This is a genomic window from Streptomyces sp. NPDC048484, assembly GCF_040651415.1.
Lineage (GTDB): Bacteria > Actinomycetota > Actinomycetes > Streptomycetales > Streptomycetaceae > Streptomyces.
The window spans coordinates 132,278-154,871 of record NZ_JBEZJY010000022.1 but is presented as its reverse complement, the minus strand read 5'-3'; the positions used below and the strand labels follow the sequence as shown (position 1 = coordinate 154,871).

Annotated in this window: 20 protein-coding genes and 2 pseudogenes; 11 read left to right on the top strand and 11 right to left on the bottom strand. The window is 69.0% G+C overall.

Annotated features, from left to right (window positions below):
- Positions 1-19: 19 nt before the first annotated feature.
- Complete coding sequence (locus AB0D14_RS23175; RefSeq protein ID WP_362781885.1) at positions 20-1,033, bottom strand: LacI family DNA-binding transcriptional regulator; 1,014 nt, start codon at positions 1,031-1,033, stop codon at positions 20-22.
- A 322-nt stretch (positions 1,034-1,355) separates the two neighbouring features.
- Here AB0D14_RS23175 and AB0D14_RS23170 point away from each other — a divergent pair, with 322 nt between their 5' ends.
- Entirely contained in the window at positions 1,356-4,814 is a 3,459-nt protein-coding gene (locus AB0D14_RS23170) for a CARDB domain-containing protein (RefSeq protein ID WP_362781883.1), read from the top strand.
- Between the two features lie 177 nt (positions 4,815-4,991).
- Here the strand turns inward: AB0D14_RS23170 and AB0D14_RS23165 are convergent, their stop codons facing one another.
- Positions 4,992-5,420, bottom strand: a complete 429-nt coding sequence (locus tag AB0D14_RS23165) for an ATP-binding protein (RefSeq protein WP_362781947.1) — start codon at positions 5,418-5,420, stop codon at positions 4,992-4,994.
- Between the two features lie 224 nt (positions 5,421-5,644).
- Here AB0D14_RS23165 and AB0D14_RS23160 point away from each other — a divergent pair, with 224 nt between their 5' ends.
- Complete coding sequence (locus tag AB0D14_RS23160) at positions 5,645-6,010, top strand: STAS domain-containing protein (protein WP_362781881.1); 366 nt, start codon at positions 5,645-5,647, stop codon at positions 6,008-6,010.
- 361 nt (positions 6,011-6,371) lie between these two features.
- Here the strand turns inward: AB0D14_RS23160 and AB0D14_RS23155 are convergent, their stop codons facing one another.
- Positions 6,372-7,829: an MFS transporter gene (locus tag AB0D14_RS23155; protein WP_362781878.1), complete on the bottom strand. Its 1,458-nt coding sequence runs from the start codon at positions 7,827-7,829 to the stop codon at positions 6,372-6,374.
- 166 nt (positions 7,830-7,995) lie between these two features.
- Here AB0D14_RS23155 and AB0D14_RS23150 point away from each other — a divergent pair, with 166 nt between their 5' ends.
- From AB0D14_RS23150 to AB0D14_RS23135, 4 genes are all read left to right on the top strand, one after another.
- Entirely contained in the window at positions 7,996-8,448 is a 453-nt protein-coding gene (locus AB0D14_RS23150; protein WP_362781876.1) for a MarR family transcriptional regulator, read from the top strand.
- 507 nt (positions 8,449-8,955) lie between these two features.
- Positions 8,956-9,384 carry a DUF485 domain-containing protein gene (locus AB0D14_RS23145; RefSeq protein ID WP_362781873.1) on the top strand — a complete coding sequence of 143 codons (429 nt, stop codon included), beginning with the start codon at positions 8,956-8,958 and terminating at the stop codon, positions 9,382-9,384.
- Positions 9,381-10,991 carry a cation acetate symporter gene (locus AB0D14_RS23140; RefSeq protein ID WP_362781870.1) on the top strand — a complete coding sequence of 537 codons (1,611 nt, stop codon included), beginning with the start codon at positions 9,381-9,383 and terminating at the stop codon, positions 10,989-10,991. Before AB0D14_RS23145 ends, AB0D14_RS23140 begins: the two co-directional genes overlap by 4 nt.
- A gap of 179 nt (positions 10,992-11,170) precedes the next feature.
- Positions 11,171-11,629: a hypothetical protein gene (locus AB0D14_RS23135; RefSeq protein WP_362781944.1), complete on the top strand. Its 459-nt coding sequence runs from the start codon at positions 11,171-11,173 to the stop codon at positions 11,627-11,629.
- Here AB0D14_RS23135 and AB0D14_RS23130 read toward each other — a convergent pair.
- The 4 genes from AB0D14_RS23130 to AB0D14_RS23115 all read right to left on the bottom strand — a co-directional run bounded on the left by AB0D14_RS23130 (position 11,622) and on the right by AB0D14_RS23115 (position 13,961).
- Positions 11,622-11,765: a hypothetical protein gene (locus AB0D14_RS23130; RefSeq protein ID WP_362781867.1), complete on the bottom strand. Its 144-nt coding sequence runs from the start codon at positions 11,763-11,765 to the stop codon at positions 11,622-11,624. The genes AB0D14_RS23135 and AB0D14_RS23130 overlap by 8 nt on opposite strands.
- Before the next feature lie 61 nt (positions 11,766-11,826).
- Positions 11,827-12,561, bottom strand: coding sequence for a VOC family protein (locus tag AB0D14_RS23125; RefSeq protein ID WP_362781864.1), 735 nt, complete (start codon positions 12,559-12,561; stop codon positions 11,827-11,829).
- Between the two features lie 557 nt (positions 12,562-13,118).
- Positions 13,119-13,325 carry a hypothetical protein gene (locus AB0D14_RS23120; protein WP_362781861.1) on the bottom strand — a complete coding sequence of 69 codons (207 nt, stop codon included), beginning with the start codon at positions 13,323-13,325 and terminating at the stop codon, positions 13,119-13,121.
- Between the two features lie 87 nt (positions 13,326-13,412).
- Positions 13,413-13,961, bottom strand: coding sequence for a hypothetical protein (locus AB0D14_RS23115; RefSeq protein WP_362781860.1), 549 nt, complete (start codon positions 13,959-13,961; stop codon positions 13,413-13,415).
- 309 nt (positions 13,962-14,270) lie between these two features.
- On the opposite strand from AB0D14_RS23115, the gene AB0D14_RS23110 reads away from it, so the two are divergent.
- The gene (locus tag AB0D14_RS23110) at positions 14,271-14,690 is read left to right on the top strand and encodes a YciI family protein (RefSeq protein ID WP_362781857.1); all 420 of its coding nucleotides are present in this window, start codon (positions 14,271-14,273) and stop codon (positions 14,688-14,690) included.
- Positions 14,687-15,832, top strand: coding sequence for a DUF6596 domain-containing protein (locus tag AB0D14_RS23105; RefSeq protein WP_362781854.1), 1,146 nt, complete (start codon positions 14,687-14,689; stop codon positions 15,830-15,832). The genes AB0D14_RS23110 and AB0D14_RS23105 overlap by 4 nt, the downstream gene beginning before the upstream one ends.
- Before the next feature lie 51 nt (positions 15,833-15,883).
- Here the strand turns inward: AB0D14_RS23105 and AB0D14_RS23100 are convergent.
- A pseudogene (locus AB0D14_RS23100) lies at positions 15,884-16,026 on the bottom strand (AraC family transcriptional regulator); the annotation flags it as partial.
- On the opposite strand from AB0D14_RS23100, the pseudogene AB0D14_RS23095 reads away from it, so the two are divergent.
- Positions 16,015-16,149, top strand: a pseudogene (locus AB0D14_RS23095) (cupin); the annotation flags it as partial. The pseudogenes AB0D14_RS23100 and AB0D14_RS23095 sit on opposite strands and share 12 nt — an antisense overlap.
- Before the next feature lie 107 nt (positions 16,150-16,256).
- Here AB0D14_RS23095 and AB0D14_RS23090 read toward each other — a convergent pair.
- Both AB0D14_RS23090 and AB0D14_RS23085 read right to left on the bottom strand, forming a co-directional pair.
- Complete coding sequence (locus tag AB0D14_RS23090) at positions 16,257-16,550, bottom strand: hypothetical protein (RefSeq protein WP_362781852.1); 294 nt, start codon at positions 16,548-16,550, stop codon at positions 16,257-16,259.
- A gap of 481 nt (positions 16,551-17,031) precedes the next feature.
- Positions 17,032-17,529 carry a PaaI family thioesterase gene (locus AB0D14_RS23085; protein ID WP_362781850.1) on the bottom strand — a complete coding sequence of 166 codons (498 nt, stop codon included), beginning with the start codon at positions 17,527-17,529 and terminating at the stop codon, positions 17,032-17,034.
- A 91-nt stretch (positions 17,530-17,620) separates the two neighbouring features.
- Between AB0D14_RS23085 and AB0D14_RS23080 the strand changes: the two genes are divergently transcribed.
- Positions 17,621-18,085, top strand: a complete 465-nt coding sequence (locus AB0D14_RS23080; RefSeq protein ID WP_362781847.1) for a helix-turn-helix domain-containing protein — start codon at positions 17,621-17,623, stop codon at positions 18,083-18,085.
- A gap of 186 nt (positions 18,086-18,271) precedes the next feature.
- Here the strand turns inward: AB0D14_RS23080 and AB0D14_RS23075 are convergent, their stop codons facing one another.
- A complete protein-coding gene (locus tag AB0D14_RS23075; RefSeq protein WP_362781844.1) occupies positions 18,272-18,877 on the bottom strand; it encodes a GPP34 family phosphoprotein in 606 nt (201 codons plus the stop codon).
- Between the two features lie 374 nt (positions 18,878-19,251).
- On the opposite strand from AB0D14_RS23075, the gene AB0D14_RS23070 reads away from it, so the two are divergent.
- Positions 19,252-22,269, top strand: a complete 3,018-nt coding sequence (locus tag AB0D14_RS23070) for a family 16 glycoside hydrolase (RefSeq protein WP_362781841.1) — start codon at positions 19,252-19,254, stop codon at positions 22,267-22,269.
- The last annotated feature ends 325 nt before the right edge of the window (positions 22,270-22,594 follow it).

Genomic DNA, 22,594 nt, shown 5'->3' with positions numbered 1-22,594 from the left:
CGCGCGCCGCCCGTCCGTACTACCCCCGAGGCGCCTGCGTCGTCGAGCCCCGGACCACCAGCTCCGGCTCGAACAGCAGCTCGCCGGGCTGGACTTCACCGCCCTGGATCTGGGCGCACAGCAGGTCCACGGCGGCGCGCCCCATGGCCTCGACGGGCTGGCGCACCGTGGTCAGCGGGGGTTCGGTGCAGTTCATGAAGGCGGAGTCGTCGTAGCCGATGACGGAGACCTGCTCGGGAACCGCGAGACCGCGTCGGCGGGCAGCACGGATGGCGCCGAGCGCGAGCGGGTCGCTGGCGCAGATGACGCCGGTGACACCGCGCCCCAGCAGGCGAGTGGTCGCCGCCTGGCCACCCTCCAGGGAGAACATCGACCGCTCCACGCGCTCGTCGGGCAGGGACCCGCCGGCCGCCTCAGCGGCGGCCCGGGCGGCGGCCAGCTTACGCCGGGAGGGGATGTGGTCGCCCGGGCCGAGGACCACGCCGATGCGCTCGTGCCCCAGCAGGGTGAGGTGGCGCCACGCCTGCTCGGCCGCAACGGCGTCGTCGCAGGAGACACAGGGGAAGTCGAGCCCCTCGATGGGGGCGTTGATCAGCACGACCGGGATGCGCCGTTCGGCGAGCTGCCGGTAGTGGTCGTGCGGCGCGTCGGCCTGGGCGAACAGGCCACCGCCGGCGAACACCACGCCGGAGACGTGCTGTTGAAGCAGCAGCTCGACGTAGTCCGCCTCGGAGACGCCGCCCTTGGTCTGGGTGCACAGCACCGGGGTGAGCCCCTGCTGGGCCAGCGCACCGCCGATGACCTCGGCGAACAGGGGGAAGATCGGGTTCTGCAGCTCAGGCAGGACCAGGCCGACCAGACGCGCGCGTTCGCCGCGCAGCTGGGTGGGGCGCTCGTAGCCGAGGACGTCCAGCGCGGTGAGCACGGACTGCCGGGTGGTGTCCGAGACTCCGGGTTTGCCGTTGAGGACCCGGCTGACCGTGGCCTCGCTGACTCCCACCTTCTTGGCTACCTGAGCAAGTCGTCGCGTCATGAGCGCAAGGCTAACGCAAGCGACGCAAGCGGCTTGCGCCGTCTTTGTCGCCTCCCTCCGATCTCCGCCTCCACCCACCTACCGGTAGTAGCGAGACCGTTGACAAAGCGGAGACGGGCTAGAAACCTGTGGGCGTAGTTTCCGCAAAGAATCGACTGATCAGCTCAATTTGTGCGCAGGTCTGGTGCATTCCTTAACGGACACTCCTCTCCCTCTCTGAACTCCCCTGTGACTCCCCGGCGTGCCCTGCCTGCCTCGTGCCCTGCCTGCCTGTCGCGCTCCCGCTCCCGCTCGCCACGGAACAACGGAACAGAGGACCACCATGAGATGGAGACCCCTCGGCCGCCGGTCACTGACCTGCGCCGTCACAGCCGCGCTCATGACGACCGGGCTGATACCCCTGGCCTTCACGTCGAGCGCCCGGGCCGCCACCGCCCCGGCCGACACCGGACGGGCGACGGCGGCGGCCGACGTCAACCTCGCGCTCGGGCGCCCGGCCACCGCGGGCGGCGCGAACGGCGCCTACACCGCCGGGAACGTCACCGACGGCGCCCAGGCCTCCTACTGGGAGGGACCGGCCGACTCCTTCCCGCAGTGGGTCCAGGTCGACCTCGGCGCGACCCGCACCGTCGACCAGGTGGTGCTCAAACTGCCCGCCGCCTGGGAGAGCCGTAACCAGACGCTCTCCCTGCAGGGCAGCACCGACGGCTCCGGTTTCCGCACACTCGCGGCCTCGGCAGGCCGGGCGTTCAACCCCGCGCAGGCCAACACCGTCCCGGTCACCCTCGCCTCCCCCGCCGAGGCGCGCTACATCCGGGTGAACATCACCGGGAACACCGGCTGGAACGCCGCGCAGCTTGCCGAGCTGGAGGTGCGCGGCGACGGCGGCGGCACCACTCCGCCGCCCGCTGGCACCAACCTGGCCCGCAACAAGCCGGTCGAGGCCACCTCGTCGGTGCACACCTACGTTGCCGCCAACGCCACCGACGACTCCACCTCCACCTACTGGGAAGCGGCCGGTCATCCCTCCGACCTCACCGTCAGGCTCGGCGCCGACGCCGACATCGACGCCGTGGTGGTCAAGCTCAACCCGGACCAGGTGTGGGCGGCCCGGACCCAGAGCGTCCAGGTACTCGGCCGGGAGAACTCGGCGAGCGGCTTCACCTCGCTGCGCGACCGCGCCGACTACGCGTTCAGCCCCTCCCGGGACAACAACTCGGTGACCATCCCGGTCACCGGCCGCTGGTCCGACGTCCGGCTCCGCTTCTTCTCCAACACCGGAGCACCCGGCGGCCAGGTCGCCGAGTTCCAGGTCGTCGGGACCGCGGCACCTGCACCCGACCTGACCGTCACAGGCCTGGACTGGACGCCCGCCACCCCGTCCGAACGGGACGCGGTGACGGTCAACGCCACGGTCCGCAACGCGGGCACGGCACGTTCGAGCGCCACGACCGTCGACGTCAGCGTGGAGGGCACGGTCGCCGGCAGCGGAACCGTACCCGCACTCGAACCGGGCGCATCCGCCACCGTGGCCGTCGCCGCGGGCACCCGTCCGGCAGGCGACTACGCCGTCTCCGCCGTGGTGGACCCGCGCGGCACGGTCGCCGAACTCGACGACACCAACAACAGCCGCACCGCCGCGAACCGGCTGGTCGTCGGCCGGGCTCCCGGTCCCGACCTCGAAGTCCGCGCCATCACCACCAGCCCCGCCAACCCGGCCGTCGGCTCGTCCGTCTCCTTCACCGTCGCCGTGCACAACCGCGGCACCACCGCCGCGGCGGCCGGCTCCGTGACCAGGCTCCAGGCCGGCTCCACCACACTCAACGGCACGACCGGCCAAGTGGCGGCCGGAGCCACGGCCGACGTGGCGATCAGCGGGACGTGGACGGCGACCAGCGGCGGAGCCACCCTCACCGCGACCGCCGACGCCACCGGCGTCGTCGGCGAGACCGACGAGAACAACAACGTGCTCGCCAGGTCCCTCGTCGTCGGCCGTGGCGCCGCCGTCCCGTACACCGAACTGGAGGCGGAGGACGGCCGCTACCAGGGAACCCTGCTCACCGCCGACGCCAAGCGGACCTTCGGGCACACCAACTTCGCCACCGAGTCCTCGGGCCGCGAGTCCGTCCGGCTGGGCTCCACCGGCCAGTTCGTCGAGTTCACCTCGCCCACGTCCACCAACTCGATCGTGGTGCGCAACTCCGTCCCGGACGCCGCGAGCGGCGGCGGAGCGGAGGCCACGATCAGCCTCTACGCCGGCGACACCTTCGTACAGAAGCTGAACCTGTCGTCGAAGCACAGCTGGCTGTACGGGACCACGGACGACCCCGAGGGACTGACCAACACCCCCGGCAGCGACGCCCGCCGGCTCTTCGACGAGTCACACGCGCTGCTGTCGCAGAGCTACCCGGCCGGCACCAAGTTCCGCCTGCAGCGGGACGCGGGCGACACGGCCGCGTTCTACGTCATCGACCTGGTGGACCTTGAGCAGGTCGCGCCCGCCGCCACCAAGCCGGCGAGCTGCACGTCGATCACCGAGTACGGGGCCGTCCCGAACGACGGGCTCGACGACACCGACGCCATCCAGCGGGCGGTCACGGCCGACCAGAACGGCCAGATCTCCTGCGTGTGGATCCCGTCCGGGCAGTGGCGTCAGGAACAGAAGATCCTCACCGACGACCCGCTGAACCGCGGCCAGTACAACCAGGTCGGCATCCGGGACGTCACCATCCGGGGCGCGGGCATGTGGCACTCCCAGCTCTACACGCTCACCCCGCCCCACCAGGCCGGTGGCATCAACCACCCGCACGAGGGCAACTTCGGCTTCGACATCGACCACAACACCCAGATCTCCGACATCGCCATCTTCGGCTCGGGCACGATCCGCGGCGGCGACGGCAACGCCGAGGGCGGGGTGGGTCTCAACGGCCGCTTCGGCAAGGGCACGAAGATCACCAACGTGTGGATCGAGCATGCCAACGTCGGCGTGTGGGCCGGCCGCGACTACTCCAACATCCCCGAACTGTGGGGACCGGGCGACGAGTTGGACTTCTCCGGCGTACGCATCCGCAACACCTACGCCGACGGAATCAACTTCGCCAACGGCACCCGTAACTCCACCGTGTACAACTCGTCCTTCCGCAACACCGGTGACGACGCGCTCGCCGTGTGGTCCAGCAAGTACGTCAAGGACACCTCGGTGGACGTCGGCCACGACAACCACTTCCGCAACAACACGATCCAGCTGCCGTGGCGGGCCAACGGCATCGCGGTGTACGGCGGTTACGGCAACACCATCGAGAACAACGTCATCGCCGACACGATGAACTACCCCGGCATCATGCTCGCCACCGACCACGACCCGCTCCCGTTCTCCGGGCAGACCCTCATCGCGGGCAACGCCCTGCACCGGACGGGTGGCGCGTTCTGGAACGAGGACCAGGAGTTCGGCGCCATCACATTGTTCGCGCAGGGCCAGGACATCCCGGGCGTGACCATCCGTGACACCGAGATCCTGGACTCGACGTACGACGGCATCCAGTTCAAGACGGGGGGTGGCGCGATGCCGGGTGTGAAGATCACTGATGTCCGGATCGACGGGTCCACCAACGGGTCCGGCATCCTCGCGATGAGCGGGGCGCGGGGCAGCGCCACCCTGACGAACGTCACGATCACCGATTCGGCAGAGGGGAGCGTACTGATCGAGCCGGGTTCGCAGTTCACCATCACCGGCTCGCCCAACGGGGGCACCGGGGCGTCGACCGCCCGCCCGAACCGCTGAGCCAGGGGTCTCCGGTTCCTGATACCAGGGGCCGGAGACCCACCGCCGCGTGCTCCTCGATCCTCAGGTGTTCACCGATGGGTGACGTCGAGGTGCGGGGCGGGGCGCCGTGGACCGTGGCCGATCCGTCGTGAGCCTCGATACCGAACGTGGCCGCGCAGACTTGACGAGCTGTACTCACCGGTCGTCGGGTCCGGTGGCCTCGTTGTCGGGCTTGTCGGGCAGGGCGATGCGGGCCGTGATGCGCTTGCCGACGGGTTCCTGCCGGATGGAGAGGTCCTCGGTCACCGCCTTGACGATCTCCAGGCCGTGCTGGCCGATCCTGCCCGGGTCGGCGGTCCGGGCCGTGGGGACGGTCGGGTCACTGTCCCATACGGTGACGTCCACGCTGTCGGCGGTGATGCGCAGTTCCATGAGGACGGGGCCGGGGGCGTACTTGCGGGCATTGGTGACCAGCTCGCTCACCACCAGCTGGGTGAGGTCCATCGCGCGTGCCGACACAGGCAGACGGTGGTCGGCGCGGGCCCGGTTGAGGAAGGCGACCGCCTGATGGCGGGCTTCGGCGATGCAACCGTGGTCTCCGCCCAGGGCGTAGCCGTCGCGCATCAGATAACCGTCCGCGGCTATACCGCCGTCGTCGTCGGCATGGGATCCCACTGGCTTCGCCCTCATTCCCCGTTCACGTGCGCGCCGATACCCGTGATGCACGCCCCCACGCCACAGGGGGTGTCCTTCGGCAACAACCACCCAGGTGCATCCGGCCAGGGCGGTGGGGCAGAATCATCGGTGCGTGTTCCGACCCGGGGTAAGCCTAATCAGTGGAGGAGACGGTGACCGACATTCAGAAGGCGGGCCGCTCGGACCGGCTCTTCATAGAGCACTCCGACACCGACGGCATCCGTGTCGTGACGGTGCGGGGCGAGATCGACCACGCCGTCAGTGACATGCTCGGCGAGGCCCTGCTGATCGAGGACCGCAGGCGGCCGCCACGGATCGTGGTGGATCTCCGGGGTGTGACCTTCGTGGACTCCAGCGGCATCAACGCGTTCATCGGCGCCCACCAGGCCGCGAGCGGCGCTCAGGGGTGGCTGCGCATCGCCGCCGCCCAGGAATCCGTCCTGCGGGTCCTGCGGTTGGTCGGCGTCGACGCCCTCATCTCCTGCCACCCCACCATCGAGCGGGCTCTGAGCGACTGACCTTCGGAGCGCTCGGAACTCTGCTCCAGCAGTCGGCGCCCGGCGGGAGAACAGCCGGTTCGGTGTGCGGACATGTCGCGCCCGCGGTGGCACGCTGGTAAGAGCCTGTGCACATCCCCGGCCGGGCGCGCGAGTACGGCAGCGGCCGGGGCGCGAGCCCCATCGAGGCTCCCCTCGATCGATCCTCGCGCGCAACGCCCTCCCATGGTGCGAGACGGCGGGAGTCACCTCGCCGGTGTGCCCGGGGGCGGAGGCTGGAGCCGCGTTGTCGGCGACGCGGCTCCAGCCGACCTCGACAACCGGCCTCGACGACCGACCTACTCGCCCGGGAACCCCGGATCCGCCGCTTACTGCCAGGTCGTCAGGCTTCGACCGCAGCCTGTTCCGACGCGTCGAGCCGGTCGGTCGTGGCCCGGTCGGACGCAACGGCGCGATTGGCCGGGATGAGTGCCGCGATGACGGCGGCCACCAGGGCGACGCCGGCGCCGATGATCAGAGCAGTACGGAAACCGTCCTCCGAGGTGATACTGAAGCCGCCCATGGTGACGACGTTCTGCGAGAGGACCACGCCGACGACGGCGGCGCCCACCGACGTGCCGAGTGAGCGCATGAGCGTGTTGAAGCCGTTGGCGGCGGCGGTCTCGGAGAGCGGGACCGAGCTCATGATCAGAGCAGGCATCGCCCCGTAGGCGAGGCCCACACCGCTGCTGGTCACCATGAGGACCAGCATCAGACCCCAGGCGGAGCCCATCAGCGCGAGTGACAGACCGTATCCGGCGGCGATGACAAGGATGCCGGAGATCAGCGTGAACTTCGGGCCTCGCGCGTCGGTGAGCTTTCCGCCGAGCGGTGAGACGATCATCATCATGATGCCGCCGGGGGCCATCCACAGGCCCGCCGCGAGCATCGACTGCCCCAGGCCGTAGCCGGTCTCCTCGGGGAACTGCAGCAGCTGGGGAACGATCAGCATGCCGGCGTACATGCCGAAGCCGACGAAGAGCGAGGCGGCGTTGGTGAGCAGCACGCGGGGGCGGGCCGTGGTGCGCAGGTCGACCAGCGGATCGCGGGTGCGCGTCTCCCACACACCCCAGGCGAGCAGCACGACGACGGCGGCGACGAACAGGCCGAGCGTCGTGGCCGAGCCCCAGCCCCACTCGGCACCCTTGGAGACCGCCAGCAGCAGGCAGACGAGGCCGACGCCGAGCCCGATCGCGCCGGGCGCGTCGAAGCGCTGCCCCTTGGCTCCGGCGGGCACGTCCGGAATCAGGAACCAGATCAGGACGGCGATCGCCACGGCCAGGACGGCGGAGCCCCAGAACAGCACGCGCCAGCTCGCGTACTGGGCGACCGCCGCGGCGATCGGCAGGCCCAGCCCGCCTCCGATACCCATGGACGCGCTGACGAGAGCGATCGACGAGCTGAGCTTCTCGGCCGGTATCACGTCACGCAGAAGCGCGATGCCGAGCGGCACCATGCCCATGCCCATGCCCTGCAGGCCGCGACCGACGATCATCGGGACGACGGACGACGAGAGCGCGCACACCACCGAGCCCACGATGAGGGGAACGGAGCAGGCGAGGAGCATTCGCCGCTTGCCCAGCAGGTCGCCCAGGCGCCCGGTGACGGGCACGCAGACAGCAGCCACCAACAGGGTGACCGTGATCACCCACGCCGTGTTCGAGGACGAACTGTTCAGGATCTTCGGCAGGTCCGCGATGAGCGGCGTCACCAGGGTCTGCATGATCGCCGCCGTGGTGCCGGCGAAGGCCAGCGTGGCGACCACGCGATTGGCCGGAGGGGACGTTGGTGGGGTTCCCATCAAGGGACTCCTCGCATCTCTTACGGACTAATAGAGGTGCAGTGTACATATCTTATGCATCATGCACGTCATGTGTCCGCTGCACATCCTGTGCGAGGATGGAGCCCCGGGCCGCCGCAGTAACGAGCCGCGTGCGCCCCGTCGGGAAAGCGGGAGGCAGTAGCGCATGGCCAGGCCAACGTACGAGGTCGAGTACGAGCAGATGCTGCTCGGCAGGCACGCACTCGCAGCGCACGGCGGGCGCAGCAAGGAGAGCGTGCTGGAGCGGAGTTCCTACACGTTGCTCAGTCGCATCCGCGTCCAGGGGCCCATGTCGATCGGCGAGCTGAGCGATGCGTTCGGGCTCGACGCCTCCACCCTCAACCGGCAGACCGCCTCGGCCATGCGCTCCGGACTCGCGGAGCGCATTCCCGACCCCGACGGCGGGCTGGCCCGCAAGTTCCGGATCACGGACAAGGGGGCCCGGATTCTCGACGAGGAGCGCGAACGGACCGTCAGTTCCCTGGACCGGGTCATGGCCGACTGGTCCGACGACGACATCGCCGAGTTCGCCGCCTATCTGAGGCGCTTCAACACCAGCATCGAGCGACTGGGCGGGCGGCCCTGGCCGCGCCCGTGACGGCGGCGAACGCGAACGACCGCACCAACCCCTCAGCCCGTGTGCCCGTTTAAGACCCCTCAGGCAAGTCACCTCAGGGCAACCTCCAGCACCGGCAAGGCGCCGGCAACAGCCCAGGAACAGCGACGGGTTCGCGGAGCCTGGCGGAGGGTACTCATGAGCCCTGTACGGGAGACCGGAAGACGCCGGGCGCGGTGTCCTGCGACTCCGCACGCACCGTGGAGACCGAAAGCTCCTGCCCCGCACGCGCCGCGGGGCCGAAAGCCCTTGCCCCCGGGACGCCGAACGACTCCCGCGAGGCTTCACCTGTCCCTGCACCCACACCCCTCACCGGTTGACAGGCCCCGCGTCCAAGGGCGAGACCACGGATACGCGCGAACGAGCCAGATCGCCCAAAAGTCCTCGCACGACGAAACTCGCGAATAGCGTGCGAGAAATCGAACACCTCTCCCCACCTCCCCGCGGTCCGCGCACGTGGCGGACCCCTGCCGCGCTAGGAGAACCGGGATGTCCGACGACCCCTCGGATGCGTACGCCGCTCCATCGCACCGCGCCAGGCGCCCAGGCGCTCGACCTGCCTGGGCCACCACCGGAGATCAGTTACCCGAGCCCACGGCGCTCCCCTCCGCGCCCGGGCACCACAGAGATCTGCGCATCCTGCGCCGCGCCTACCGCCGACAGCGCCGCGTCGCCACCTTCACGGTTCTCAGCTACTTCACCCTCTTCCTGATCCTCTCCGCCCGGGCCCCGTCCTTCATGACGAAACCCGTCACCGGCGGCCTGTCCACGGGCATGGTGCTCGGCCTGGTCCAACTCCCCGTCACCTGGCTGGCGATCGCACTCTTCGAGTTCACGGCGAGCCGGTACGTCGATCCGCTCGCGCGCCGGATGCGGCAGCGCACGGCCCTGCTCGCCGAGCGGGAGCCGGGGCGATGACGGCCTTCAGCGGCACCGCACAGACGTGGTCCCTGGTCGCCTTCTGCACCGTCGTCACCGTGACCCTCCTGCTCTGCGTCATCGCGGGCCCGGACCGTGACGACCTCGACGAGTTCTACACCGGGTACCGCTCGCTGTCCCCGATGCGCAACGGCCTCGCCATCGCGGGCGACTACATCTCCGCGGCCACCGTCCTCACCATCGGAGGCGTCATCGCGCTGTGCGGCTACGACGGTGTCGTCCTCGCCCTCAGCACCCTCCTGTCACTGCTGCTCCTGATGTTCCTGCTGGCCGAACCCCTGCGGAACACCGGCCGTTTCACCCCGGGCGACGCACTCGCCCGACGGATGCCCGGACGTGCCGTACGCATCACCACCTGCGTCGTGACCATCGCCTCGCTGATGCCGATGATGCTGGTCCAGCTCGCCAGCACCGGGCAGTTGCTCGCCTTCATCCTCGGATTCACCGGCACCACCATGAAGATCGGGTGCGTCATCGGGGTCGGCGGCCTGATGATCACCTACGCGGCCATCGGCGGGATGAAGGGCACCGCCCTCATCCAGATCCTGAAAATGGTCATGCTGCTCGGCTCGGGGGCCGTGGTCGCCGTCCTGATGCTCCGCGCCTTCGCGTGGGACCCAGGAGAGCTGTTCCGCACGGCCGCGGCACACAGCGGGGCCGGCCCGGCCTTCCTGCGTTCCGGTCTGCAGTTCGCCGGAGGCCCGCACGCCGACCTGGACATGATCAGCACACAGTTCGCCATCGTGCTCGGCGGCGCCTGTCTGCCCCACGTCACCATGCGCATGTTCACGGCGGACAGCGCACGGCAGGTACGCCGCTCGATGTCCTGGGCGGTGTCGTCGGTGGCCCTGTTCATGCTGGTCATCACCATCGTCGCGACCGGTGCGACCGCGCTCGTCGGACGGGCCGGGATCACCGCGGCCGACCCCCGCGGCAACACGGCCTACCTCCTAGGCTCCCGGGCGGTCTTCGGCACCCACGTCTCCCGCGCCGAGACCTTTCTGTTCACCACGGTCACAGCGGCGATCTTCCTCACCCTGCTCGCCTCGGTCGCCAGCATGATCCTGGCCTGCGCCAACTCCCTGGCCCACGACGTCTACGCCAGCCGCGCCAGCCCCCATTCGCCGGTACGGGAAATGACCGTCGCCCGTGTCTCCGCGCTCGCCGTCGGCATCCCGACGATCGTGCTCGCCGGTCTCGTCCAGCACCGCAGCCTCCAGCCCCTGGCGACGCTGTCCTTCTGCCTGGCCGCCTCGGCCATCGCCCCCGCCCTGATCTACAGCCTCTTCTGGCGCCGCTACACCCGAACCGGTCTGCTGAGCACACTCATCGGCGGCTCACTCGCGGTCCTCGTGCTGATGCCGGGCACCCGACTGGTCTCCGGAACACCCATGGCGGCCTTCCCCCTAGCCGACTTCAACTGGTTTCCGTTCACCACGACGGGCCTGGTGTCCATCCCGTTGGGTTTCGCGTTCGGCTGGCTCGGCACGCTGTTCTCGGGCCGCCGTGAGTCGCGGCAGCGGCTGAAGGACTACGAGCGGGTCGAGGTCAGGATCCTGGCGGGCCCGGAACCCAGAGCGAGATGACCGCGAGCGCCGCGGCCTCCGCACAGCAGGGCATGACCGGCATGCGTACCGGCATGCGTACGACGAAGTGGCCGCAGTCCGGGCCCGAGCACACCAGCGGGTCGCTCCCGTGCGCCATCCGGGCGTTCGGTCCGCCGGGCCGGCATATATCTCCGCTCGTCGCGGGCACGTGCCAGAGCATGAACGAACTGAACGACGGCCCTGACCGCTCCCATCAGCGCCCCCGGGGCGTCAGCGACGAGACGGTGGAGGCGCTCGGCTCTCTGTCCAAGGCGCTGGAGACCACGGAACGGGCCCGGGGGCACCTGTACTCCTTCCACCAACTGACCGGAGGAGCCGATCTGGAACTGGACCGCGCGGTCGAACTCCTCCGCAAGGCGGGCCACACCGCGTACGCCGACCGCGTGGAGAGCGAGATCCTGGGCCGCAACGTGATCCCCGGTCACTGGACGTTCCAGATCGTCGAGGCCTACAACGAGACCTACTACCAGCCGTTCAGGGACCTGGAGCGACGCGCTCTGCGTGACCTCGCGGACGGACGCGACCACCTGTACGAGGCGGAGATGAAGGAGGACCGCCGCACGAAGGGCCATTCCGATCACTCCGCCCGTCCCGACAGCCCTGACCTGTCTAGATGAAGTCGGTGACGCCCTGGTATTCGCCTACGGGTGCTCCGTCTGTTGTCTCGTATTCGAGCAGATCGATGACGAACTGTTCTGGGCGGTCGGTGCGCTCCTCGGCACGGCGCCGCCCCCGGCGTGCCGAGGAGCGCACCGGGGCGTCACCGTGACCGTCACCATCACCGGTCAGGTCGTGGTGACCGTGACCTCACCGGTCAGGTCTGACCTCCTGCCCGCCTCAGCACACCGAACTCGTTGCCGTCGGGGTCGGCCAGCAAGATCTGGTCGGTCTCGTCCTGGTCGGTGTCGATGCGGGTCGCGCCGAGGGAGAGCAGTCGCTCGACCTCGGTCTGCCGATCATCGGGGGCAGCCGGAGCGAGATCGAAACGCAGCCGGCCCTTACCCGTCCTCGGCATCAGCGGTGGACCACCCCACGTGATCTTCGGGCCTCCGTGCGGTGAGCGGATCGCGGTCTCCTGGTCCTGGTCCCAGACCAACGGAAAGCCCAGCGTCCTGCTCCAGAAGTACCCGACTTCCTGCGAACCGTCGCAGGCCAGCGCTCCGATGAATCCGCAGTCGGCAAGGAACTTGTTGCCCGGCTCGATGACGCAGAACTCGTTGCCCTCGGGGTCGGCGAGCACCACATGGCCCTCTTCCGGGCGTTGGCCTATGTCGATGTGCTGTGCGCCGAGTTCCAGCGCCCTGGCCACCGTCTGCTGCTGATCCTCCAGAGATGTACTCGTCAGATCGAAGTGCATCTGGTTCTGGTCGACCTTCCGCTCCTGGGTCGGAAGGAAGCGAAGCCGGAACCCGGTGTCGTCACTGGGCAGGAGCGTGAGGCCGTCGTGTGGATCGTCGGTCATCTCCCACCCCAGGAACTCTGACCAGAACCGCGCCAGGCTCAACGGCTGGTTCGCATGGAAGCAGAGCGCGAACAGTTGACTACTCATAGCGGCCCATCTCCGATTCCAGTGACTGACCGACTGACCGAACCGGTTCACTGACCGACCGGCTGACTGCTGTCGACAGGACGCGTCGTCGGCCCTTCGCACGGGAGCTTAGGGGTGGGCCAGCGTCACCCGCACCCGAGTTTTCGACGCCAGCGGGAGCAGGCTGGGGCAGCCTTCAGGGGCCGCCATCGGATTTCCTGCACGCCTGCGCGGGGCGTTGTGCCGGCGCGGCGCCCCGCGCAGGAGTCCGGGGCGTTGTGCTGCCGGTCCGTCAGGCCGACGAGTCGGGATCGGGCGGGCGTTCGGCTCCGTCGGGCCATACCCCCACGTGGTCCGAGCAGCACCCGCGGCGCGTTGGCCGTGGCGACCGCGACGGCGACGCGCTGCTGTTCGCCGCCGGTACAGCCCGGCCACCCGCATCCGGATCTGCCGCCCGCTGTTGGGTTGCACCCGCAGTTCGTCGCCGGGCCGCACCGCGAGTTCCGCCGCGAACACCTCACTCAGGGCGGCCTCGACCACCGCTGCGCCGCTGTCTGCCCGCGGCCAGCGCCCGGCCGTCAACTACGGCGTGCCGCCGCGTCTCTTGGAGAGCGACGAGAGTGATGCAAGTCACGGGCGAGCCGCCGCTGTATCCCGCCTTCGACGGCCTTCTCGGTGAGCGCGGCGAGTGCGGCCAGGACGGTGGCGGCGAGCAGCACGGCAAGCCCGGCGGCGGCCAGCACCAGTCCGTGGTGCGCGGTACCGCCGCACTGCGCTGGGCGCACGTCTCCCGCTCAACTCGCCGGCTTCCCCCCGTACGGCCAGCACAGTATGGGTCCGCCTGTTCGAGTCCCGCAATCGTCAGGCTCGGCCTATTCGGGGAGTTCGAGCATGGGTTCACCGCAGGACTGGCACTCCGCGAAGACGTCGAGGTCGTTGAGTATCTCGGCGTATTCGGGGTGGCCCTTGAGGGCCGCCGTGGCGGCGAGCAGGTAGCGGGTCGTGATCTGGTCGTGTTCCCCCGTGGCCAGCGTTTCCGTCAGGAGGGTCAAGGTCTCGGGGAGGGCCTGACGGTAGGTGTCCGCGATGTCGTCGGGCAGGTCGGCCGGCACCTCTCCGAGTTCGCCGGAGCACATGGCCACGAGGCCGACGACGTAGAGGTAGTCGTCGCGCTCGGACCCGGCCGGAGGGAGGGCGCGCGCGATGGCGACGAGGTGCGGCACGGCGGCGTAGGCGGCCGGCCAGGCAGTGCCCTCGGAGCACAGGTACGGCCAAAGGTCGTTGAAGCGGCCGGCGTTCGTGGGATCGGCCACCAGGTGTCGCAACTCGTCCGGGATGAAGGGGGCATCCGGCGCGCCCTGCCCCTTGGACCAGCCTCGATGGTCGAGGGCGGGCCAGCGGGGGTCGTCCAAAGAGATCATGGGCGAGAGTTTGACGCGCGGTCCGGCCTGAAGTCCAGGTATTCCGACCTGACGTGTCTGCTCCTTCCGCCCCTCCCCCTCCGCCCTTTCCCCTTCCCCTCCGGCGCTTCCCTTCCGGCGCTTCCGTTCGGGCCCTTCCCTGCCGGCCCTCGCCAGCCGACCCTGCCGCGGCCTCCCGCTTCGACGCGCTGTGCCGGAACTTCCGCGATCCAAAAAAGATCCGCCAGCGATGTCGAGAACCGGTGCCTGGCTCCGTCCCCGCATCGAACGCGACGATAATGGCTCGCATTAGCACCGAGGAGAAACCCCATGGCTAAGTACCTGCTGCTCAAGCACTACCGCGGCGCCCCGGCTTCGGTCAACGACGTGCCGATGGACCAGTGGACACAGGAAGAGATCTCGGCCCACGGGCAGTACATGCGCGACTTCGCGGACCGGCTCGAGAAGACCGGAGAGTTCGTCGACAGTCAGGCGCTCTCCCCCGAGGGCACGTTCGTGCGGTACGACGGTGAGGGGCGCCCGCCGGTCACCGACGGGCCGTTCGCCGAGACCAAGGACCTCATCGCCGGCTGGATGGTGATCGACGTCGACAGCTACGAGCGCGCCATCGAGCTGGCCGCGGAGCTGTCGGCCGAGCCCGGGGCAGGCGGCAAGCCGATCCACGAGTGGCTTGAGGTGCGCCCGTTCCTGGGCGCGGAGCCCAGCGCCATGGAGTGCCCTCATCGATGAATGAGGCACTGCTCCGTAGCCTCACGCCCAGCGTGCTCGCCATCCTCGTCCGCCGCGGAGCCGACTTCGCGGCGGCCGAGGACGCCGTGCAGGAAGCGCTGGTCGAGGCGGTCCGCGCCTGGCCGTCCGATCCGCCCAGGGATACGAAGGGCTGGCTGGTCACGGTGGCCTGGCGCCGGTTCCTCGACGCGGCCCGGGCGGACACCGCCCGCCGTAGGCGTGAGGACCGGATCGACGAGGAGCCGGCGCCCGGACCCGCGCCCGCGGCGGATGACACGCTCCAGCTCTATTTCCTGTGCACCCACCCGTCACTGACGCCGTCCTCGGCGGTCGCGCTCACGCTGCGCGCGGTCGGCGGGCTGACCACCCGCCAGATCGCCCAGGCCTATCTGGTGCCCGAGGCGACCATGGCGCAGCGGATCAGCCGGGCCAAGCGCACCGTCTCCGACGTGCGGTTCGACCAGCCCGGCGACGTCGCCACCGTGCTGCGTGTCCTCTACCTGGTCTTCAACGAGGGCTACTCCGGGGACGTCGACCTCGCCGCCGAGGCCATCCGGCTCACCCGGCAGCTCGCGGCCCAGGTCGACCATCCCGAGGTGGCGGGGCTACTCGCCCTGATGCTGCTGCATCACGCCCGGCGCGCCGCCCGGACCACGCCCGACGGCAGGCTGGTGCCACTCGCCGAGCAGGACCGAGGCCGGTGGGACACCGCCTCGATCGCCGAGGGTGTGGGGATCCTGCAGGCGGCCCTCGCCCGCGACCGCCTGGGCGAGTTCCAGGCCCAGGCCGCCGTCGCGGCACTGCACGCCGACGCGCCCGCCGCCGAGGAGACCGACTGGGTGCAGATCGTCGAGTGGTACGACGAACTCACGCGCCTGACCGACAACCCCGTCGTCCGGCTCAACCGCGCGGTGGCCGTGGGCGAGGCCGACGGACCGCGCGCCGGCCTCGCGGCACTCGCGGCACTGGACAGCGCACTCCCCCGCCACGCCGCGGTGGCGGCGTACCTCCACGAGCGCGACGGCGACCTGGCGAGGGCGGCACGGCTGTACTCCGAGGCCGCCCGGAAGGCCCCGACCCTCGCCGAGCGCGAACACCTGACACGCCAGGCCGCCCGCCTCAACGCCCGCCGGGACGGCTGAGGGGCCGTGCCGAACCGACGGCTTGTACGCCGACGGCTTGTACGCCGACGGCTTGTACGCCGACGGAGTGATGCCCGTCTCGCGACGCATCAGCGTGCGCAGGTTGGCAGCGGTACCCAGACCGCTCTCCGCCGTGCGACCACCTCGAAACGTGATCCGCCTCGCTCGATCAGTCGGCAGGCCAAGGCAAGCCGTACGCGCCGTCCGGAGCCGCGATCCTCATGTTCGAACCGGCCGGGACGCCGACCGTGGGCGACCGCCACGACGAGATCCCCGCTCACGTGGACGCGACGACCGGACACAGTCTCAACATGTGAGCGGACAGGCAGAGTTCGGGACCACCCACTCCTACCAGTCACTTCTACCAGTCCGTTTCCGCCACCGTGAGCTCAGCCGGCACCAGGCCCGCTTCCTCACGCAGAGTTCAGGCGTTCACCTGACGGCGACTCGGCGTCCTCCGCGGAGCGGCGTGATGTGCGGGCTTGTCCGCGCCCACATCCTGAAGGCGTCGCAGCCACAGGGACGTCATGGCCAGCAGACCGGCGAAGACCAGCAGGAAGAGCGCAGATACCCACATCTGCCGGCTCCCGGGATGCTCCCATCCCACCCAGGCAGCTGATGCTGCCCACAGGAGGACGGCTGCCGCGTAGAAGGTGCGCATCCGGTGCAGCTGCCGCACGGCCCGCAGGGAGATTGAGTGATCTTTATTCGGTGCCATGTCGCCCCGGGTACCCCTAATGCCTCCCGCTTCACCGGGAATATGCCGCCCAGAACAACTCAAACTACCGCGTCGAGCCGCTCGATACCTGTCAGGCGCGGTCGGATCGGGTGCGTACGTTCTTCCGGCTATCCGTCGCGGTGTTCGAAGTCGCGCCGCACTGCCGCACCTTCGCCCTCGACCAGCCCGGACGAATCCAGCAGTTCGAGCACCGTTCTGCAGTGCTCACACGTTGTTGCGTTCGCAGCGATTCTGCTGCCGCACACCTTGCAGCACGGTGCGCTTCCCGGTGGTCGTTGCTCTCGGTTGAGGCTCTCGCGCACCGGGCTGCCGCCGCCCCACCTCGTCCCCGGCTCCGGCCGCACCGGGCCACTCTCACCGCCCGCGAGCGAGAGGTGCCGGTGCTCGCCGCGGACGGCAAAGGAGAAAGGCCAGCCTCAAGGCAGCGCGGGACGGTGCCGAGGTCGGGCGTTAGGAACAATCAGGCTGCTGAGAGCATAGGGAAGAGCAGGCAGCTGCTGGTGGCGTGGGCAAGCAGTCGGTCGGTGGAGTCGAGGAGTTCGGCCTGCGCGAGGGCAGTGCGGCGGCCGCTGTTCAGCACGGTGCCGACAGCGCGAACCTTGCCGGTGTCCACCGTGATCGGACGCAGGAACTTCAGAGTGAGGTCGAGCGAGGTGTAGCCCGTGCCCTGAGGCAGCACCGACTGGACAGCGCAGCCCGCCGCCGAGTCGAGGAGCGTGGCGTAGACACCGCCGTGGACGCTTCCGATCGGGTTGTAGTGCTCCTCGCCCGGCGCCATGGCGAAGACGGCCCGTCCGTACTCGACCTCCTCCAGGTCGAAGCCCAGGGTGGCCGAGATGGGCGGGGCGGGAAGGCGCCCGGCAACGATGTCGCGTAGGAAGTCCAGGCCGGTGCCCCTTCCTACGGCCGCCGCCGACACGGCCGGATCCGCCCAGGTGAACGTTCGCGACCTGTCCATGGGGCTCCTCCTCGACCAGCTGACTATGTTCATCGAAGCTAGCCAGCTCTACCTCTGGCTGTCAATGGCGAAGCGGGCCTAAGGTCGTCACATGGAGTGGGTCGATGTCGGCACCGAGAACTGCACCGTCCGGCGAACGCTGGACGTGGTCGGCGAGAAGTGGTCTCTACTGGTACTTCGGGATGCCATGAACGGAGTTCGGCGCTTCGACGACTTCCGGCGGCACATCGGACTCTCGGACGCGGTGCTTTCGGATCGACTCCGCAAGCTGGTCGGAGCCGGGATTCTGGACACCGTCCCCTACCAGGAGTCCGGTCGACGCACCCGGCACGAGTACCGGCTCACGAAAAAGGGCTGGGACCTGTGGCCCGTGATCCTCGCCCTCAAGAGCTGGGGAGACCAGTACACCGCCGACCCGGAGGGATCACCACTCGACGTCTACCACGCGGATTGCGGCGAACCCGTCCACACCGTGGTCACGTGCGCCGACGGCCACGGCCCACTCCGCGCTCAGGAGGCACGCACTCGCCCAGGGCCCTCCGCACAGCCGTTGTAATGACCTACACGGAGACAGGTCCCAGCCCACGTCCCAGCCCATTTCCCGGCTCGGCTCGGCTCGGCTAGCGAATCAGTGAATGCCCGGCACCCGGTGGCCGAACAAGGGGATGTGGTCACAGCCGGCGACTGACGCCCCGCCCACCGCTACTGCGGCAGGCGGGCCCGCTGTCCGCCCCTGACCTCGTTACTGGCCGCGCCAGATGTTGTCGAAGGCCGCGTCTTCGATGCTTCGCCGTTGCCGTACGGCTTCCAGTTCCCTCACCGCGTCGTTGACGGCGGCCAGTACGGTCACGACCGCGTCGTCGACGAGGCTCGCGACCTCTTCGGCCGGCTCGTCGTGGATGCCCACGGCGGCCGCGAGGAAAGCGAGGACGGGCTCGCCCGACGTCCAGCGGTCGGCCGCGTGGCGGCGGGCCGGTGAGTCGGCCAGACTCGCCGCATCGCTCCGGAACGGAATCCACTGGTGGCGTGGCCGAATGACCTGCCCTGCCGCCTCCAGGGCAGTGAGGTAGGCCGAGGACAGACCACGCCCCCGGCGCCACAGCCAGTCCTCGACGGACTCGTACGGCTCCTGGCGGATGAGCGACGACACCGCCTCGTCCAACAGGCGATCACCCAGGTCCTGTTGTGCGCCGGGCAGGATGCGGTCGCCGTCCAGGACGATGGCCTGACCGTCGCAAAGATCGATCAGCTCGGCTCCCGCGAGGGCCAGCGACAGATCGCCCTGCTCGACGGGACGGCTGGACTCGACGTCCATGGTGCTGACCAACAGGTCGCGCGGTGTGGTCATGACGGGCTCCATGTCAGAGGCATCGGTGGCGGTACGTCGCCGGAGAGCAGCTTGACACCGGGGCAGGCCTGCAGGCCGCGTCCGACGGGCGACCCGCACCGGCACTGGCACTGGCACTGGCACTGGCACCGATGCCGCACAACTCGCCGACCGGGCGCCACAGCCCCGCCAGGCCGCCGGTGGCGGCACGGGACCGTAATCGTCCCAGTACGGCGGCTACATGTTCAGCATCCGTGCAAGGACTTTGAACACTCGCAGTACAAAGTATGGACATGCCAAGTGAAAGCCCCTTAGGTTGGCGGCGCAACTCAGCCACGTCAGAGACGACCGGAACGAAATCCGGCGCGGTCCGGTCCCCGCTTCATGGAGGACCGTTGTCCCAGCATCAGTTCCTGCGTGCCCGAAGACTTCTCACCTCCCTACTGACCGGCGCCATCCTGTCCGGCGGCCTCTGGGCAGCCCCAGGTTCCGCAGCCGCCCCGGACATCTCGGCGGACGTCCCGCCGCAGGAACCCGGTGTCACGCTGCGCGTGTTCGACGTGCAGACGCCCCTGAGCAAGCTGTGCACCCTCAAACCCGGGCAGACTCCCAACCACGATGCACTCAAGTCCACGGTGGACTGGTCCACTACCGACGACTTCGGCGGCTTCTCCGACCGCTTCGTGTCAGAGGTGACGGGCTATCTGGTCGTGCCGAGCGACGGCACCTACGGGCTGCGTATCACCAGCGACGACGGATCCCGGCTGACGATCGACGACACCACGGTCATCGACCACGACGGGCTCCACGGCGCCGAGCCCAAGGACGCCTCCGTCCCGCTCACCGCGGGGTCGCACCCACTGCGTATCGATCACTTCGAGCGTGACGGCGGGCAGCAGCTGCAGCTGGCCTGGAAGCCGCCGGGCGAGGCCGACTTCACTGTCGTGCCCCGCGAGGCGCTGAGCACGGACGCCGGTGTCGTCCGGGTCACGGCACCAGGACGCAAGGAGTGCGAGGCGAGCGGCGACACCCCCGGCGACGGGCTCCCGCTCACGGACGTACGACCCGACCTGACGCTCACCGATCTGCGCCCTGAGGGTTTCGAACCGCAGGTCACAGGCATGGACTGGCTGCCCGACGGGCGGTTGGCGATCAGCACCTGGGGCGGTTCCGACAACGTTGCCGGTGAGGTGTACCTGCTGGACAACGTCACCGGACAGACCAGCCGGGACAAGGTCACCGTCAAAAAGGTGGCAAGTGGACTGCGTGAGCCCATGGGCATCAAGTACGTCGACGGTTCGCTGTACGTCTCGCAGAAACACGAACTGACCCGGCTCGTCGACCGGAACCACGATGACGTGGCCGACGAGTACCGCACCGTCGCGACCTGGCCGTACGGAGGGAACTTCCACGAGTTCGCCTTCGGCCTCCTCTACCGCGACGGCTACTTCTACGTGAACCTCTCCGTCGCCATCAACCTCGGCGGTGCGACGACCGTTCCACAGCCCGCCCCCGGCCGTGGGACTACTTACAAGGTCAGCAAGAAGAGTGGCAAGATCAGCCCGATCGCGGGCGGGCTCCGCACTCCGAACGGGATCGGCTGGGGACCCGACGGTGAGCTCTTCGCCACCGACAACCAAGGTGGGTGGCTTCCTTCGTCGAAGCTCGTCCACGTCAAGCAGAACCGCTTCTTCAACCACTACACCGAGCCGTCCGGCCCCTTCGACGCCGCCACGCCGACCGAGCCGGTGCTGTGGCTGCCCCAGAACGAGATCGCGAACTCACCCTCCACGCCGCTGTATGTGAAGAAGGGCCGTTTCGCGGGTCAGATGCTGATCGGCGATGTGACCTACGGCGGCCTGCAGCGCGCGTACCTGGAAAAGGTGAAGGGTCAGTACCAGGGCGCCGTCTTCCGCTACACGCAGGGCCTTGAGGCCGGCGTCAACCGCCTCACCTACGGTCCCGACGGCTCGATCTACGCCGGTGGTCTGGGCGCCGAGGGCAACTGGGGCCAGGAGGGCAAGCTCAAGTTCGGCCTGCAGAAGCTCACGCCCAACGACGGCAACACCTTCGACATCCAGAAGATGCGCGCCGTGCCGGGCGGTTTCGACCTGACCTACACCCAGCCGGTGTCCGCGAAGACGGCCGAGGAGCTGGCCAAGCACTACAAGGCCGAACAGTGGCGCTATACGCCGACCACCGACTACGGCGGTCCGAAGATCGCCGAAGAGGCGCTCCCCGTGCGGTCGGCCGAGCTGTCGAAGGACGGGCGCACCGTGCGGCTGCGCCTGGACAACCTGAAGCCGGGGCGGGTCGTTCACCTTCGCTCCCCGCGTCCCTTCACCTCCGAGTCCGGTGAAGCGCTGTGGAGCACCGAGGCCTGGTACACGCTCAATGCCATGCCCGGAAAGCAGCCGCCCGCCGCCACGCAGTACGAGGCCGAGGAGGCACGTCTCACGGGCGCGGCAGGCGTCGGCACCGATCACGTCGGCTACTCCGGCAGCGGCTTCGTCGACCGGTACAGCACGGAGGGCAAGGCTGCCACCACCTTCGACGTGAAGGTCAAGAAGTCAGGTACCTACGACGTCAACCTGCGCTACGCCAACGGCCCGAACCCGTTCGAGGGGACCAAGTCGCTCTCCCTGTACGCCAACGGGAAGAAGCTGCGGCAGGTGAAGCTGGCCTCCACCGGTGACTGGGATTCATGGTCCACGCAGACCGAACCCGTCGCACTGCGCGCAGGGAAGAACACCGTCTCCTATCGCTACAAAGCCGGTGACACCGGCCATGTCAACCTCGACCTGATCACCGTCCGTCGGCACGGAGCGGCGGTCGACCTCTTCAACGGGAGCGCTGCCTCGCAGTCGCAGTGGCAGCACACGGACGGGCGACGGCTGCAATGGCCACTCGCCGACGAGGCGTCCATGGAGGTGTGCTGCGGCGACATCCGCACTGTCGACGCGTACCAGGACTTCAAGCTGCATGCCGAGTTCCGCGTTCCGCTGTTGCCTGACGATGTCACCGGACAGAACCGCGGGAACAGCGGCATCTTCATCCAGGATCGCTACGAACTGCAGATCCTCGACTCCTACGGTGACACCTCGTTGGACACCAACGAAGCGGGAGCCATCTATCTGAAGAAGGCGCCCGACGTGAACGCGGCCAAGGCGCCCGAGACCTGGCAGACCTACGACATCGTCTTCCGTGCCGCCCGCTTCGACGACACCGGCCGCAAGACCGAGGACGCCAGGGTGAGCGTCGTGTGGAACGGCCAGAAGGTGCACAACGACCTCGCCCTCGACGGCCCCACCGCCTCAGGCCGAGCCGAGACGCCGGCGGCGGGAGCAATCCGTCTGCAGGACCACGGGAACAAGGTCCGGTTCCGCAACATCAGACTGGAACCCCTTACGTGACCTGAGCCCGTTACGTGACCTGAGCCGGGCCTGGCTTCCGCCGGGCCCGGCTTCTCCATGGTCGACACGGCCGACGTGGTCGACACGGCTGACGGCCGACGTGGCCCGACACGGTTCCGTCGTACATGGTGGTGTCCGGTATTCCCGCGGTAGTGCCTGCGGTACCCCGAGTGGGCAGTGTGTGGGTTGTCGAAGCCCCCTGTGCGCACGGGAATCTATAGCCATGACGCGACGCAAGGCAGTAATCATTCCCTCGGTCCTCCTCTCCCTCGGTGCCGTGGCGGTTGCCACTCCGGCCATCGGGGACGCAATGAAGGAGTCACCG